The sequence below is a fragment of the Pandoraea pulmonicola genome (genome assembly GCF_000815105.2).
Lineage (GTDB): Bacteria > Pseudomonadota > Gammaproteobacteria > Burkholderiales > Burkholderiaceae > Pandoraea > Pandoraea pulmonicola.
In genome coordinates this window covers 5,853,748-5,867,621 of the sequence record NZ_CP010310.2, presented here as the reverse complement: position 1 = coordinate 5,867,621, position 13,874 = coordinate 5,853,748, and the positions used below count along the sequence as shown (strand labels likewise).

The 13,874-nt window shown below is 63.6% G+C and carries 16 protein-coding genes and 1 pseudogene; 13 read left to right on the top strand and 4 right to left on the bottom strand.

Annotated features, from left to right (window positions below; all coding sequences use genetic code 11):
* Positions 1-321 precede the first annotated feature (321 nt).
* The 6 genes from RO07_RS26235 (at position 322) to mnmE (ending at position 5,090) form a co-directional block, all read left to right on the top strand.
* Positions 322-624 carry a hypothetical protein gene (locus tag RO07_RS26235; protein ID WP_147284581.1) on the top strand — a complete coding sequence of 101 codons (303 nt, stop codon included), beginning with the start codon at positions 322-324 and terminating at the stop codon, positions 622-624.
* A 191-nt stretch (positions 625-815) separates the two neighbouring features.
* Positions 816-950 (top strand): 50S ribosomal protein L34, encoded by a 135-nt coding sequence (gene rpmH / locus RO07_RS25400; RefSeq protein ID WP_010806664.1) that lies wholly within the window; start codon positions 816-818, stop codon positions 948-950.
* Between the two features lie 25 nt (positions 951-975).
* Positions 976-1,518, top strand: coding sequence for a ribonuclease P protein component (gene rnpA, locus RO07_RS25395; protein ID WP_072637155.1), 543 nt, complete (start codon positions 976-978; stop codon positions 1,516-1,518).
* Positions 1,519-1,532: 14 nt separating this feature from the next.
* Positions 1,533-1,889, top strand: a complete 357-nt coding sequence (yidD, locus tag RO07_RS25620) for a membrane protein insertion efficiency factor YidD (RefSeq protein WP_084072804.1) — start codon at positions 1,533-1,535, stop codon at positions 1,887-1,889.
* A 24-nt stretch (positions 1,890-1,913) separates the two neighbouring features.
* Positions 1,914-3,569: a membrane protein insertase YidC gene (gene yidC / locus RO07_RS25385; RefSeq protein WP_039406923.1), complete on the top strand. Its 1,656-nt coding sequence runs from the start codon at positions 1,914-1,916 to the stop codon at positions 3,567-3,569.
* 123 nt (positions 3,570-3,692) lie between these two features.
* Positions 3,693-5,090 carry a tRNA uridine-5-carboxymethylaminomethyl(34) synthesis GTPase MnmE gene (gene mnmE, locus RO07_RS25380; RefSeq protein WP_039406921.1) on the top strand — a complete coding sequence of 466 codons (1,398 nt, stop codon included), beginning with the start codon at positions 3,693-3,695 and terminating at the stop codon, positions 5,088-5,090.
* A gap of 313 nt (positions 5,091-5,403) precedes the next feature.
* On the opposite strand, the gene gloA2 is transcribed toward mnmE, so the two are convergent.
* Together gloA2 and RO07_RS26710 are read right to left on the bottom strand one after the other, a co-directional pair.
* Complete coding sequence (gloA2, locus tag RO07_RS25375) at positions 5,404-5,796, bottom strand: SMU1112c/YaeR family gloxylase I-like metalloprotein (protein ID WP_039406919.1); 393 nt, start codon at positions 5,794-5,796, stop codon at positions 5,404-5,406.
* A gap of 63 nt (positions 5,797-5,859) precedes the next feature.
* Positions 5,860-6,030 (bottom strand): annotated as a pseudogene (locus RO07_RS26710) (IS256 family transposase); the annotation flags it as partial.
* 299 nt (positions 6,031-6,329) lie between these two features.
* On the opposite strand from RO07_RS26710, the gene RO07_RS25365 reads away from it, so the two are divergent.
* The 5 genes from RO07_RS25365 (at position 6,330) to RO07_RS25345 (ending at position 8,784) form a co-directional block, all read left to right on the top strand.
* The gene (locus RO07_RS25365) at positions 6,330-6,686 is read left to right on the top strand and encodes a hypothetical protein (protein ID WP_039406913.1); all 357 of its coding nucleotides are present in this window, start codon (positions 6,330-6,332) and stop codon (positions 6,684-6,686) included.
* Between the two features lie 13 nt (positions 6,687-6,699).
* Positions 6,700-7,278 (top strand): YMGG-like glycine zipper-containing protein, encoded by a 579-nt coding sequence (locus tag RO07_RS25360; RefSeq protein WP_084072803.1) that lies wholly within the window; start codon positions 6,700-6,702, stop codon positions 7,276-7,278.
* Positions 7,279-7,370: 92 nt separating this feature from the next.
* Positions 7,371-7,730, top strand: coding sequence for a hypothetical protein (locus RO07_RS25355; protein WP_147284582.1), 360 nt, complete (start codon positions 7,371-7,373; stop codon positions 7,728-7,730).
* A 195-nt stretch (positions 7,731-7,925) separates the two neighbouring features.
* Positions 7,926-8,510, top strand: coding sequence for an RNA 2',3'-cyclic phosphodiesterase (gene thpR, locus RO07_RS25350; protein ID WP_052266884.1), 585 nt, complete (start codon positions 7,926-7,928; stop codon positions 8,508-8,510).
* Positions 8,511-8,568: 58 nt separating this feature from the next.
* On the top strand, positions 8,569-8,784 hold the full coding sequence (locus tag RO07_RS25345) for a hypothetical protein (protein WP_039406908.1): 216 nt from the start codon (positions 8,569-8,571) through the stop codon (positions 8,782-8,784).
* A 168-nt stretch (positions 8,785-8,952) separates the two neighbouring features.
* Here the strand turns inward: RO07_RS25345 and RO07_RS25340 are convergent, their stop codons facing one another.
* Positions 8,953-9,747: an MHYT domain-containing protein gene (locus RO07_RS25340; RefSeq protein ID WP_039406905.1), complete on the bottom strand. Its 795-nt coding sequence runs from the start codon at positions 9,745-9,747 to the stop codon at positions 8,953-8,955.
* Positions 9,748-10,177: 430 nt separating this feature from the next.
* On the opposite strand from RO07_RS25340, the gene RO07_RS25335 reads away from it, so the two are divergent.
* On the top strand, positions 10,178-11,743 hold the full coding sequence (locus tag RO07_RS25335; RefSeq protein ID WP_039406903.1) for a DHA2 family efflux MFS transporter permease subunit: 1,566 nt from the start codon (positions 10,178-10,180) through the stop codon (positions 11,741-11,743).
* Between the two features lie 126 nt (positions 11,744-11,869).
* On the top strand, positions 11,870-12,820 hold the full coding sequence (locus tag RO07_RS25330; RefSeq protein ID WP_039406901.1) for a DedA family protein/thiosulfate sulfurtransferase GlpE: 951 nt from the start codon (positions 11,870-11,872) through the stop codon (positions 12,818-12,820).
* Positions 12,821-12,899: 79 nt separating this feature from the next.
* Here RO07_RS25330 and RO07_RS25325 read toward each other — a convergent pair whose 3' ends face one another.
* Positions 12,900-13,355, bottom strand: coding sequence for a MarR family winged helix-turn-helix transcriptional regulator (locus RO07_RS25325; RefSeq protein WP_084072802.1), 456 nt, complete (start codon positions 13,353-13,355; stop codon positions 12,900-12,902).
* Between the last annotated feature and the right edge of the window lie 519 nt (positions 13,356-13,874).

Genomic DNA, 13,874 nt, shown 5'->3' with positions numbered 1-13,874 from the left:
GCAGCGTGTGTCCAGGGTGGCGCGAGGCCCGTCCGACCGTATCGACCGACGCTTTCTCCGTCCACTTTTCAATACATCGAATATGGGGGCGAAGCGTCGCAAACCAAGTCGACCGCCCCGTCTCGAAGCACGGCAAGACGGGCAAACGGCCGTTGTCGGGTCGGACCGACGGCGCATTGCAGACGTCCGACATCCACCTGCCACGGCGCGTCGTTCGGGCTTCGCGTTGCGCGTTCAGCCGGCTTTCGGCGCGCGCAAACGACAAAACCCGGCGCGCTATCCACATGACGGCGTCACCGGTACTCTGCTTGGAAAATTGTGATGGGGGATTTTACCGCCAAAGCTTGCGCAAAGCGAGTTATCCACAGGAATGCTCACAGCATCGGCATCTCCGGGCGAGTGCGCCGCGTTAACCCGCCTGAGTTCGCGCGAGTGCTGCGCAAATCCCCAGCAATCGCGACGTTTTGCCGCGACCCGCTGAATATCTTTCCTCGTTTGGCATTTATCCACCGGCAAATTCTGACGGTATGGGCAATTTCAGCCATTATCCACAGCCGCACGCCCGTGCCGTGGCGACTCCACGACAGCGGCGACGCCGATCGCATGCGGGCGCCGTGCGCGTGATGGCTAACCTATTGACACACAACGGAAAAGCCGATTAAATAGCGGGTTCGTTAGAAAGACAACCGGATTCCAATCCAACTCCCGACGGCTGGGTCGCGCGTGAAAGTCCTTGAATTTGCAGGTTTTCACGGTGTCCATGTGGCGTTTCACGATGCTGCTGCGCGGGAATTTTTTCACACAGTGAGTGCATCATGAAACGTACTTTTCAGCCTTCCGTGACGCGCCGCAAGCGCACCCATGGCTTCCTGGTTCGCATGAAGACCCGTGGCGGCCGCAAGGTCATCGCCGCGCGTCGCGCCAAGGGCCGCAAGCGCCTGGCCGTCTAAAACGCGGTTTCGGTCGTACCGCGGTTTGCGCGTCAAATCCGCAAGGCGCGAAGTCCCGGCTCTGGGGTTTCCCAAGGCCGCGCGACTTCTCAAAACGGATGAGTTTTCATCCGTTTTTAGTTTGCGCCCTCTGCGTCGCAGCGCGCATTTCGTGTTGTATATGCGCCGGCGTGACATTGCGCCGGGCACCCCTGAAGATACCGATGCCACACCTCACGAGGGCCGCATCGGTATCGTCGTCGGCAAGAAGCATGCGCCCCGCGCGGTGACTCGCAATCTGATCAAGCGTCAGGCTCGCGAGATGTTCCGCCAGCGCCGCGCCAATCTGGCCGGCTGGGACTTCGTGCTGCGACTGACCCGGCGATTCGACAAGGGGACGTACACCGCGGCGGCGGCGCCGGTGCTCAACACACTGTGCCAGACCGAATTCGGGCAGCTCTTCGACGCGGCGGAAAAAGCCGCCCGCAAGAGTCGCACGACCGACAGCAAGACGGAAGGTAGTGAGTCCCACACGGTAGCGCCCGATCCCGGGCATGCGCCGCCCACCCGGCCACCTCGGCCGGACTGACAGGCGGAATCGAGATGCGAAGCGTGCTGTTGTTGCTCCTGCGCGGTTACAAGCTGGTGATCAGTCCCTGGCTGGGGAACCGTTGCCGCTTTCATCCGAGCTGTTCCGACTACGCACGCGAGGCCATCGTCGAGCATGGTGCCGGTTACGGCACTTATCTCGCGGCCAAGCGTCTATGCCGCTGTCATCCGTTTCACCCCGGTGGTTTCGATCCCGTGCCGCCGGCTCGACACGTCTGTCACGCTCCCGACCCAACCGCCGAAGGCGCCGAGAAGGCCGCCGGCAGCGACACGTCGCGAGCGCAGCAGACAGTCTCGTCCAGGCCCGCGGCCGCATCGGCAGTAACGCGCCGCGCGCCGGGCCATTCCTGAGTTCCGTCCACCACGAGTTACCGCATGGACATCAAACGCACCGTACTCTGGGTCATTTTCGCGCTGTCTGTCGTCATGCTTTTCGACAACTGGCAACGCGCCAATGGCCATTCGTCGCTGTTCTTCCCAACGCCCGAGGTCTCGACCCCGGCCGCCACGGGCGGTAACAAGACGCCGGCCAACGACCTGCCGCAAGCCGCCAACGGCGGCGCCGCCGCGGGCAACGCGCCGGGCAATGCACCTGCCGCCGCCACCGCGCAGAAAGTGCGCATCACGACCGACGTCTACGAAGCCGACATCAGCACGCAGGGCGGCACGCTGTCGTTCCTCGCGCTCACGAAGTGGCCGGACGCCGAGGAAGCCGACAAGCACGTGGTGCTGTTCGACAACACGCCAAGCCAGCAATATTTCGCCCGCACGGGCCTGATCGGCGGCGACTTCCCGAATCACAACGACATCTTCACGCTGGTGCCGGGCCCGACCACGATGACGGGCGACACGCTGACCGTGAAGTTCGAATCGCCGGTCAAGGGCGGCCTGCAACTGGTGCGCGCCTATACGTTCCATCGCGGTAGCTACGTGATCGACGTGGCGAACACGATCGTCAACAAGACCGACGCCGCCATCAAGCCCACGCTGTACATGGAGCTGGTGCGCGACGGCCGTGAAATCAGCGGCGCGAAGTTCTCGCACACGTTCACGGGCCCGACCGTCTACAGCAACGACGAGAAGTTCCAGAAGATCACGTTCAGCGATATCGACAAGGACAAGGCCAAGTACATCAAGCAATCGAGCGACGGCTGGATCGGCATGGTGCAGCACTACTTCGCCACGGCCTGGATTCCGAAGGAAGGCGCCGCGCGCGAGAACTACATCGGCAAGCTCGATAACGGCCTGTATCGCGTGGGGGTGAAAGAGCCGCTGGCGAGCATCCCCGCCGGCGGCACCGAGACGGTCGACGCACGCCTGTTCGCCGGTCCGCAGGAAGAGCACATGCTCGAGCAGATCGCGCCGGGCCTGGAGCTGACGAAGGACTACGGTTACTTCACCATCCTCGCCAAGCCGCTGTTCTGGTTGCTCTCGAAGCTGCACGGCATCATCGGCAACTGGGGCTGGGCGATCATCGCCGTGACGGTCATCATCAAGCTGGTGTTCTTCCCGCTGTCGGCTGCGAGCTACAAGTCGATGGCGCGCATGAAGGAAATCACGCCGCGCATGCAGGCGCTGCGCGAGCGCTACAAGAGCGATCCGCAGAAGATGAACGCGGCGCTCATGGAGCTGTACAAGACCGAGAAGGTCAATCCGTTCGGCGGCTGTATTCCGATCGTGATCCAGATTCCGGTGTTCATTGCGCTGTACTGGGTGCTGCTCTCGTCGGTGGAAATGCGCGGCGCGCCGTGGCTGGGCTGGATTCATGACCTCTCGACGCAGGATCCATATTACATCCTGCCGGTGCTGATGGCCGTGTCGATGTTCATTCAGACCAAGCTGAACCCGACGCCGCCGGATCCGATGCAAGCGAAGATGATGATGTTCATGCCGCTGATCTTCTCGGTCATGTTCCTCTTCCTGCCGTCGGGCCTGGTACTGTACTACGTGGTCAACAACACGTTGTCGATTGCCCAGCAATGGTCGATCAACCGCATGCTCGGTACCAAGAAGGAAAAGAAGGCGGCGTGACGATCGCGTCACCGTCTGCCTGAATGCAGCAAAGCGCCGCCCGCGAGTCTCTCGCGGGCGGTTTTGTTTGGTGCGTGTCAAAATGAGCACCTGTTTTTCGACGAATCTTCGACGAGCCGTTTCATGAGCGCCACTGCCACGTCCGCCGCCCCGATTGCCGCCATTGCCACCGCGCCCGGACGCGGCGGGATCGGCGTCGTGCGCGTGTCCTTCGGCAAGCATCGCGGCGAGGCGGTGCAGCGCGTCATCGCGCGGCTCGTCGGGCAGCCGCTCAAGCCGCGTCATGCGTCGTATCTGCCGTTTCTCGACGCCGCCGGCGAGGCGCTCGATCGCGGCATCGCGCTGTACTTCCCCGGCCCGAATTCCTACACGGGCGAGGACGTGCTGGAACTCCAGGGGCATGGCGGACCGATCGTGCTGCAACTACTGCTGCAGCGTTGCATCGACGAAGGGGCTGCGCTCGGCGTGCGCCTGGCCGAGCCGGGCGAATTCACGCACCGCGCCTTTCTGAACGACAAGCTCGATCTCGCCCAGGCCGAAGCGGTGGCCGATCTGATCGAAGCGAGCACCGAGGCGGCGGCGCGATCGGCAAGCCGCTCGCTCGACGGCGCGTTCTCGCGCGAGATCCATTCGCTGGTGGATCTGGTGATCCATCTGCGCATGCTGGTCGAAGCGACGCTCGACTTCCCCGAAGAAGAAATCGATTTCCTCGAAGCTGCCGACGCCTTCGGGCAGCTCGAGCGCATTCGCACGCAACTGGCGCAGGTGCTGTCGCAGGCGCGGCAGGGTGCGCTACTGCGCGAGGGGATCAACGTCGTGCTGGCGGGGCAGCCGAACGTCGGCAAATCGTCGCTGCTCAACGCGCTGGCCGGCGCGGAGCTCGCGATCGTCACGCCCATCGCCGGCACCACGCGCGACAAGGTGCAGCAGACCATTCAGATCGACGGCATTCCGCTGCACATCATCGACACGGCCGGGTTGCGCGAGACGGAAGACGAGGTCGAGCGTATCGGCATCGAGCGTAGCTGGAGCGAAATCGCGAAGGCCGACGCCGTGCTGCATCTGCTCGACACGCGCACGGGCATGACGCCGGAAGACGAGATCATCGCCACGCAACTGCCGAAGCATGTGCCGGTCGTGCGTGTGTACAACAAGACGGATCTGGCCGGCGAGCCCGCGACGGTCTTGCCGAAGGAGGGCACCGCGCCGCTCGGCGTGCGACTCTCGGCCAAGGGCGGGCAGGGCATCGATCTGCTGCGCGCGGAACTGCTGAAAATCGCAGGTTGGCAGGCGGGCAACGAAGGCGTATTCCTTGCGCGCGAGCGTCACCTCTCGGCGTTGCGCGCCGCACGCGAGCATATCGAGCTGGCCGACGCCCATGCGCGTCAGAACGCCGGCGCGCTCGATCTCTTCGCCGAAGAATTGCGCCTCGCGCAGGAACAACTGAGCACCATCACCGGCGAATTCACCTCGGACGACCTGCTCGGGGTGATTTTCAGCCGGTTCTGCATCGGAAAATAAGCTCACGTCTCGCACGACCGGACGGCGGCGGCTTGGTATTGGAAGTGATACCTTCGGGCACCAAAGCGCCGCGCTCGGCGGCGCATCATGCGTGCCCTTCACCCGTTGCCCGGGAGAAAGGTCATGAGGCCGAACTATGTGAGGGGATCGGAGTACGGCACCCTGCGGCAACGCGGACAGTCGCCGCGGAGGCGGGTTGGTGTGTGCACGACGAGCCAGCGAATCCGGCCGGGCAATGCCATTCCCTGATCGCGTAACCGCAGCCTCCGAGTCACACTCATCCGTCCAGCATCGCTTGGCGCGACAGAACCATTTACCGAGATGGCATTTCGTAAAGCTCAAGCGGCAAGCCGTCGGGATCAGAAAAGAAGGTGTAACGTCTGTTCGTATACGCGTCGAGACGTACATCCTCGACCGAGACACCTTTTGACTCGAGAAACGCCTTGCACTTCACGACGTCGTCGACGCCAAAGGCAAGATGGCGCAGGCCGCACGCTTCAGGATAGGACGGCCGCGGTGGGGCGTCGGGAAACGAAAACAGCTCGATTTGCGTTCCGTCGGGAAGCATCAGGTCGAGTTTGTATGATTTCCGATTCTCTCTATAGTGCTCCGCTATGATCTGAAGACCGAGGACCTCAGTGTAAAAACGGCGGGACACTTCATAGTCGGAACAAATAATCGCCGCGTGATGAATGCGAAGAAGCATGATCGTTTGCCGGAAAGACCGATTGAGGGTGTCAAAAATACCGTGTTAAAGACGGGTGAAGAATTACACGGACGGTCGCACGAATCGATCGGCATGGAAGATAGCGAACTGGTTCATGGCTGCTTTCCAGTCCCTGACCGCCTGCCCCCAATCAGCAGTGATATTGTGCAGCGCCGGCCAGATTAGTTCCGCTGTGGCAGCGTCAGCCGGGAAGTACCCGCGAGTGTTGACGATATGCGTAGCTACGAGCATTGGCTACTGGTGCGGGTTTCAAAGCAATTTAGCTTCAAGACCCGCATTTCTCCGTCAGTATTTGGTGGTTGTATCGAGTGCGCTTCCGAACGCCGCCTCATGGAACGTAATGCTTTGAAACACTTCTAACGGTTCCCCGTAATTGCTCCCCGGGGGCGCCGGGCCTAGACTCGGAGACGTCAGACCCCGGGCGGCGTCTCGTCACATTCATCCTGTTTGCGACGCATCCACGCGAGGCGGAATCCACCGCGCCCCGGGGCTCGTTCTTCGAGGTCCGTGTCGTGAAACGTCTTCCTGTTGTTCTCGGCTTCGCCGCCGTGGCCGCCGCGATGGCCAGCGGCAGCGCCTTCGCCTGGCATGGCGGCGGGGTGCGCGTCTGGGTCGGTCCCGGCTACTACCCCGCCTATCCGTATTACGCACCCGCGCCTTATTACTACGCGCCGCCTCTCGTCGTGGTCCCGAGTCAGCCGCAGCAATACATCGAGCGGCCGCAGGCCGGCGCTCAAGGCGTGCAGGGCGACCAACCCGGTGCCAACGGCGACACCTGGTATTACTGCGAGAAGGCCAAGGCCTACTACCCCTACGTGAAAACGTGTCCGGCCGGCTGGCGTGAAGTCCCCGCGCAGCCGATCAATTGAGCGGGAGACGCCCATGACGTTCGAATCATCGCTCTCCCGCGCAAGACATTCGTTGCATCGCGCCCCTCGCGCGCGCCGTCTGGCCACGCCGCTGGCCATCGCCATTGCCGCCGCCGCGCTCGCCGGATGCGCCGTCGTGCCCGCCGGGCCGAGCATCATGGCATTGCCGGGCACGGGTAAAACGTTCGACCAGTTCCGGCAGGACGACTTCAGCTGCCGTCAGTTCGCCTCGGGCCAGAACAACGGTTTGGACAGCGCCACGGCCGCCAACAACAGCGCGGTCGGCAGCGCCGTCATCGGCACCGCCATCGGCGCCGCGGCGGGTGCGGCTTTCGGCGGCGGCTCGGGCGCGGCCATCGGCGCGGGCGCAGGCCTGCTCACCGGCAGCGCCGTGGGGATGAGCAACGCACAGTCGTCTGCATACATGACGCAAAGCCGCTATGATCAGGCCTACATTCAGTGCATGTATGCCTACGGCAATCGTGTGCCTGTACGCGGCGACATGGTGTCGTCGCAGCCGGTGCAGCCGGTGCAGCGTTATGCACCGCCGCCGCCTCCGCCCCCGGGTTGGAAGCCGCCGCCCGGCTACTGAAATCCCCATCGAGACGCGACGCCGACGTCGCCCCCTGACATACGGGCAGGGTACGCGCCGGCGAACGCGCATTACATCGCCCGAGACACTTCATGGCCCACGCTTCAACCGTCCGTTCCGCCTCCCACGCCTCATCGTTGCGCCGTTTGCTCTGGATGACGCTGCCCGCCGCGGCCATCACCGCGCTCATGCTCACTCCGCGCGCCCATGCGCAGAACACGTCGGCCCCGACGACAGGCGTCGGCGCCCCGGCAGCCGGCACCGGCAGCGCACCCGCCTTCAATCCGCGCGCGGACATCTCGCGCGCCGTCTCCCGCGACACCGCCGACTCCGCGATTCAGAACAACTGGAACAGCATCATGAATCCGGCCAAGCCCAAGGCCGAGGAAAAGCCGGTCGAGACGCCGCGTCGTGCGCGCCGTGGCATCAACACGGGCGTCTCCACCAACTGACGCACCGGCCGTCGGACCGTCGTCCGGCGAAGGCCAAGGCCAAGGCGCGCAGCGTCGCATCAGACATCAGCCGCATGCTTTCGCGCCATTCCCGTTCTGTCGCCGCCGTCCGTCCACGGCGCGACACGGCTGGCATTCGCCGTATGGCGCGTCTACTATGAGAATCATCAGCAGGCTCCATCCCCTGGTGTTCTCATGCGACTCTTCCTTGCCTTGTGGCCCGGGCAGGGCGTGCGTGCGCAGCTTCACGAGTGGGCTGCATCGGCCCATGCGGAATGCGGCGGCCGTGTGCTGCGCGCCCAGACCCTGCACCTGACGCTGGCCTTTCTCGACGAAGTCGATCCCGCCCGCCTGCCCGTGCTGTTCGGGCTGATGCAACGCACACCGCTCGCACCTTTCTCGCTCACGTTCGATCATCTCGGCTATTGGTCGGATCGCAAGATCGTCTGGGCGGGCGCACCTGGCGTGCCGGAGAATCTCATGGCCACCCGCGACGCGCTGCTCTCGCAATGGCGCGCCACCGGCGCCCGGGTCGTGACGCAGTCGTTCCGTCCGCATGTCACGCTGCTGCGTCATGCGCGTCGCGCACCGGCCGATCCCTACCCGCGGCCGCTGGTCTGGCATTGCGACGGCTATGTGCTCGTGCATTCGGTACGAACGCCGCGCGGGCCGCACTATCGCGTGCTCGCCGAGCATCGCGGTACGCCTCCCGAGGGCTTTTTCATGACGCCGCCCCAGAAATCGACAATCCCCGCATCGCAATACGGTATAGTCGGATGACGATGAGCGCACCCGCTGGTGCGCGCATCGGTTCTTCGTCATTCGCAGGGAGTTTCAAGTGCAAGTCGGATCGATCGTCAAATCCAATCACATCGCAGTGCCGCGCGGCGCCATCGGCATCGTGACCCGTGTGCTGGGCGACATGGCGATGGTGCGCTGGTACGCCGGCCAGCCCGGTGCATCCCGTGAACTCAACACTGAACCGTTCTTCATTTCCGATCTGATCGAGACGGGCGACGTCATGCCTGTCGGAGGCAGTCCCATCCTGCACTGAGCCTCGCGCCATCGCACCTCGGCGCGCAGCTTTCCGCCACTTCCATCCGCTACGACAAGACGCCGGACGACCTTTCGATGGTCCGGCGTCTTGTATTCCCGTCAGGCTGAATTTGATTTCGACGTGAATTTCGACAGAGATCGATTCGGTATGCGAGTCAATCCCCGATCACGTATGCCCTGCGCGTTGGCGCATGAGCGCGTCGAGGCGAGCGGCCATGCGCTCGCGCCGCCTGCGAGACGTGCGATACAGCAGCACCGCCATCGCGAGCAACACCACGCAGGCAATCGCGAAGACGCCATAGGGCAGCATATCGCCTTGCAGACGCACACTGATCTCCGCCCGCGTGTCGGCCGTGCAAATGATCGTCCCGGCACGCATGCCGGTGTAGTGCATGCCGCAAACCGCAACGGCCATCACCAGCGCGGCGAGCGCGCGCTGCAGACTCGTCTCCAGATGAAACGCCAGCCACAGCGCCACGCTCGCGGCCACGATCGCGATGAGCACGGACAGCGCGACGATCGTCGTATCCCACTCGAAATATGCCTGCGTGCGCACCGCGCTCATACCGAGATAGTGCATGCCGGCCACGCCGAATCCGCCCGCCACACCACCGACGATACAACGGCCGGCATTGCGGTAGGGCGAGCGCGCCACGTACCAGAGCGCCACCCCCGACACCACGACGGCCAGCAATAGACTGCCGAGCGTCGGCCAGAGCGAGTACGAAACCGGGAACGGCATGCGCTGCGCGGCCATGCCGATGAAATGCATGCCCCAGATCCCGATGCCGCCGAGCGCAAACGCCGACACCACGAGATAGCCTTTGCTGATGCGTCCGTCGTCGTCGCGAATGCGCGACGCGGCCACCAACGCGACATAGGCCCCCAGCGCCGATATCACGAACGAAAGCAGGACCAGCAACTCACTGTATTGAAGGGGAACGACGCTACCTGGCTGCATGGGCTTATCCTGTGGTTGTACGATCGTCGAACGCACAAAGCGCCGGCGAAAGTCCTTTATTCGAGCCTGCACGACTACGCCCCGGAGGAGAGCGGACGCGGCATTGCGCGCGTCGGGCGTCAGCGGCGATTCAATCCCGCCGGTCCGTCGGCGTCAAGCGGAAAAAACGTCTGACGTTCGCCAGAGAAAGGCAATTTGCCGCATGCCGACGTCATCGCAGGAAGCGTGCCATGCGCAAACCCATGGACGACGCGCGAATCATGCGGCGTCGGACGTCTTGTGCAATGGCATGGCGCGAAACCTCGCGGTTTAGAGCGCGGATTCCAAACCCGCGTCGTACATCGCCCCGGTTTCTGCGGCAACATCCGGAACCATCAAGGACCGCCGCGATCCGCCAGGATCCGGTCGCACCGTCAGGGAGACGCTTCACATGGCCGACGCAGTCACCGCAAAATCCGCCGCAGCGCCGCAAGGCGCGCCGTTGACCGGCGGACGGCTGGCGATCCTCACCATTGGTCTCGCACTGGGCACGTTCATGGAGGTGCTCGACACTTCGATCGCCAACGTTGCCGTGCCGACCATTGCCGGCAGCGTGGGCGTATCGAACAGTCAGGGCACGTGGGTCATCAGCTCGTACGCCGTGGCGGCGGCCATCGCCGTGCCGCTCACCGGATGGCTCGCGCGGCGCGTGGGCGAGACGAAGCTGTTCGTGTCGTCGGTGGCGGCCTTCACGTTGGCGTCGATGCTGTGCGGCCTCGCGCCCAACATGGAAGCGCTGGTCTTCTTCCGGCTGTTGCAAGGCCTGGTGTCAGGCCCGATGGTGCCGCTCTCGCAGACCATCCTGCTGCGCAGTTTCCCCGAGAAGAAGCGCGGGCTCGCGCTCGGCCTGTGGGCCATGACCGTCATCGTCGCGCCGATCTTCGGCCCCGTCGTGGGCGGATGGATCACGGACAACTACACCTGGCCGTGGATCTTCTACATCAACGTGCCCGTGGGCGTCTTCTCCGCGGTGTCGTGCTTCGTACTGCTGCGCGGACACGAGACGAAGACGCAGAAGCTGCCGATCGATCTCATCGGTCTGGCGCTGCTCGCCATCGGCGTGGGCTCGCTGCAGATGATGCTCGACCTCGGCAAGGATCGAGACTGGTTCAACAACAGCCTGATCGTCACGCTTGCGATCACGGCCACCGTCTGTCTGTCGTTCCTGATCCTGTGGGAGCTCACGTCCGACACCCCGATCGTGGATCTCACGCTGTTCAAGGACCGCAACTTCGCGCTCGGGGTCGTGGTGATCTCGTTCGGCTTCATGACGTTCTTCGCGTCGGTGGTGATCTTCCCGCTGTGGCTCCAGACGGTGATGGACTACACCGCCGGCAAGGCGGGCCTCGCGACCGCTCCGGTCGGCCTGCTCGCGCTGGTACTCTCGCCGATCATCGGTCAGAACATGGAGCGGCTCAATCTGCGCGCGGTGGCCTCGTTCGCGTTCTTCGTGTTTGCCGGGGTGTCGTTCTGGAATTCGGGTTTCGCGCTGAACATGTCGTTCGCGAAGGTGATCGAGCCGCGGCTCGTGCAGGGCATCGGCATCGCGTGCTTCTTCGTGCCGATGACGACCATCACGCTCTCGAGCATTTCCGACGAGCGACTCGCGGCCGCATCCGGCCTGTCGAACTTCTTCCGCACGCTGTCCGGTGCGATCGGCACGGCGGTGAGCACGACGATGTGGGAAGACCGGGCGATCTATCACCACGCGCGACTCGCCGAGAGCATCACGCCGTATTCCGACGCCACGACGAGCTACCTCGACCAGTTGCGCCTGGGTCTCGGGCTGAGCAACGGTGCGGAGGTCGGCATGCTCAACGACCTCGTCACGCGGCACGCCTTCATGCTCGCTACGAACGACATCTTCCACCTGTCGGGCTACGTCTTCCTCGCTATGGCGGCGCTCGTCTGGATGACCCGGCCGAAACGCGGCGCAAAAGCGTCCGCCGGTCACTGACGCCATCACCGTTCCAGAAAAGCAACATTACTTTTCGCCTTTTCGGCTTCTGAACGTCATCGCCGGGCGATACCATGCGTTATTGCGCGACATCGCGCTCGTTCGCCAACACCACAGGTACCCGGCATGCTGTTCGATCTGATCGCCCGTTACGGACTCTGGCTCGTCTTTCTGAATATCTTGGGACAGGCGCTGGGATTGCCGTTGCCGGCCTATCCCACGCTGATCGTCACGGCGTCCACGTCGCTCTTCCCGGCGGTGCTGATCGTCGCCCTGGCGGTATTCGCCGCGTTGCTCGGCGACGTCCTCTGGTTTCTCGCCGGTCGGCGTTACGGCCACCATATCCTGCGCCTGATGTGCCGCCTGTCGATCTCGCCGGACACCTGCGTGAGCCGTACCGAGGGCGCGATGGGACGGCACGGTGTGCGCGTGTTGATGTTCGCCCGCTTCGTACCGGGACTCTCGGCCCTGTCGGTGCCGATGGCCGGCGCGCTCGGCGTGCCCTGGCGCAAGTTCCTGCTGTACGACGCCATCGGCGCCATGCTCTGGTCGGGTGTGGCCGTGGCGCTGGGCGTGGGCTTCGCCTCGCACATCGTGGCGGTCCTCGACGCCTTCGATACTCTCGGGCGCGGCGTGCTCTGGCTGGTGGTGGTCGTGTTCGCGCTGTACCTGCTCAACCGGTGGCTGAACCGCTACCGGCTGCTGCGCTCGCTGCGCATGGCGCGCATCGGCGTGAAGACGCTCGAAGACTGGATGAAGGATGAGGTGACGCCCGTCGTCATCGACGTACGCTCGGCGGCGCGCCGCGCCATCGATCCGTTCACGATCCCCGGCGCCCTAGCCATCGAGCCCGACGACAACCTGGCCGATCAACTGCGCGACATCCCGCGCGATCGCCGTATCGTGGTGTTTTGCGCCTGTCCGAACGAAGTGACCGCCGCGCGGCTCGCGCAGCAGTTGCGCGCGCAAGGCTTCACGGAGGTTCGTCCGCTGCTCGGAGGCCTCGATGCATGGCGCGATGCCGGCTACACCGTCGAGAAGATCGACGGTGTCGACATGCTCGTCCCGGCACACTGATCGGCACCGCGGCGCCGATCGATTGCGCATCACTGAATGACGCGCGTCCGGCCGGAAGGCGGCGGCGCGCGTCTTTTTGTCAAACGTCGTTGAGCGCGTCGCGCAGTTGCAGCAGCAAGTTGCGAAGCGTCTTCTGCGCGGTGTCGGATTGGCCCGCGGCGGCCTGGATCTGTGCCGGAACCTGACGTGCCTCACGACGCAGGTTCACCCCGCGCGGCGTGAGGTCGATGAACACCTGACGCTCGTCCGCTTCGCCGCGACGGCGCGTCAGAAGTCCCATGGTTTCCAGTCTTTTCAGCAACGGTGTGAGCGTGCCCGAATCGAGCCCGAGACGCGCGCCCAGTTGATTGACGGCGATGTCGTCCTGCTCCCAAAGCACGACCATCGCGAGATATTGCGAATAGGTCAGACCCAGCTTGTCGAGCATCGGCTTGTGCGCCTTGATCATGGCGAGCGATGCCGAGTACAACGCGAAACTCAACTGATCTTCCAGACGCACGGGTGTTTTCTGTGCGGTTTTTTTGCTCACTGCCATTACGGTGTTGCTTCTCTGTTCCAATTCGATTGCGCGCCATTCTATTTCACCGAGTGGAATGTGACCAGTTGAAATAGGACGGAGCAAGGGACATGGTGCTCATCACCGACGTACGGTCGCCAAACGCTGAATCGAGCACCCGTGGGGCGAGGCCGCATGCATCGGCGGGAGAGGGTGGCGCTCGCGTCCTCACAGGCAATGGAAACGCACCGCCATCACTGCAAATGCGTCTTGCCGCAGCAAATTTACGTTTATCTGAATAACGTTCAGAAGTTCTCCAGTGAATGGGGGCTTTCAAGGTCGACCCGGAACGTCGCTCACCGCCCCGCAGAAAAATCGCACTTCCGGGGCCTCGGTGCGATCGCATGGTGACGCCCGGAGCCATCGTCGATATGAGCGCGAAAAATGCGCCTATGTGAGCAACGTTCAGTTTTACTGACGTCCGACTCGGGAATCCCGCCATGCGAACGGGGATCCCCGAATCGAATGACAAAAAGTGCGCAGGGGATTGCGACGTCC

Excerpts from the sequence above, each read along its gene's own strand:
- RO07_RS26235 (WP_147284581.1), top strand. The coding sequence starts at position 322 with ATGGGGGATTTTACCGCCAAAGCTTGCGCAAAGCGAGTTATCCACAGG.
- rpmH (WP_010806664.1), top strand. The coding sequence starts at position 816 with ATGAAACGTACTTTTCAGCCTTCCGTGACGCGCCGCAAGCGCACCCAT.
- yidD (WP_084072804.1), top strand. The coding sequence starts at position 1,533 with ATGCGAAGCGTGCTGTTGTTGCTCCTGCGCGGTTACAAGCTGGTGATC.
- yidC (WP_039406923.1), top strand. The coding sequence starts at position 1,914 with ATGGACATCAAACGCACCGTACTCTGGGTCATTTTCGCGCTGTCTGTC.
- mnmE (WP_039406921.1), top strand. The coding sequence starts at position 3,693 with ATGAGCGCCACTGCCACGTCCGCCGCCCCGATTGCCGCCATTGCCACC.
- gloA2 (WP_039406919.1), bottom strand. The coding sequence starts at position 5,796 with ATGCTTCTTCGCATTCATCACGCGGCGATTATTTGTTCCGACTATGAA.
- RO07_RS25360 (WP_084072803.1), top strand. The coding sequence starts at position 6,700 with ATGACGTTCGAATCATCGCTCTCCCGCGCAAGACATTCGTTGCATCGC.
- RO07_RS25355 (WP_147284582.1), top strand. The coding sequence starts at position 7,371 with ATGGCCCACGCTTCAACCGTCCGTTCCGCCTCCCACGCCTCATCGTTG.
- thpR (WP_052266884.1), top strand. The coding sequence starts at position 7,926 with ATGCGACTCTTCCTTGCCTTGTGGCCCGGGCAGGGCGTGCGTGCGCAG.
- RO07_RS25340 (WP_039406905.1), bottom strand. The coding sequence starts at position 9,747 with ATGCAGCCAGGTAGCGTCGTTCCCCTTCAATACAGTGAGTTGCTGGTC.
- RO07_RS25335 (WP_039406903.1), top strand. The coding sequence starts at position 10,178 with ATGGCCGACGCAGTCACCGCAAAATCCGCCGCAGCGCCGCAAGGCGCG.
- RO07_RS25330 (WP_039406901.1), top strand. The coding sequence starts at position 11,870 with ATGCTGTTCGATCTGATCGCCCGTTACGGACTCTGGCTCGTCTTTCTG.
- RO07_RS25325 (WP_084072802.1), bottom strand. The coding sequence starts at position 13,355 with ATGGCAGTGAGCAAAAAAACCGCACAGAAAACACCCGTGCGTCTGGAA.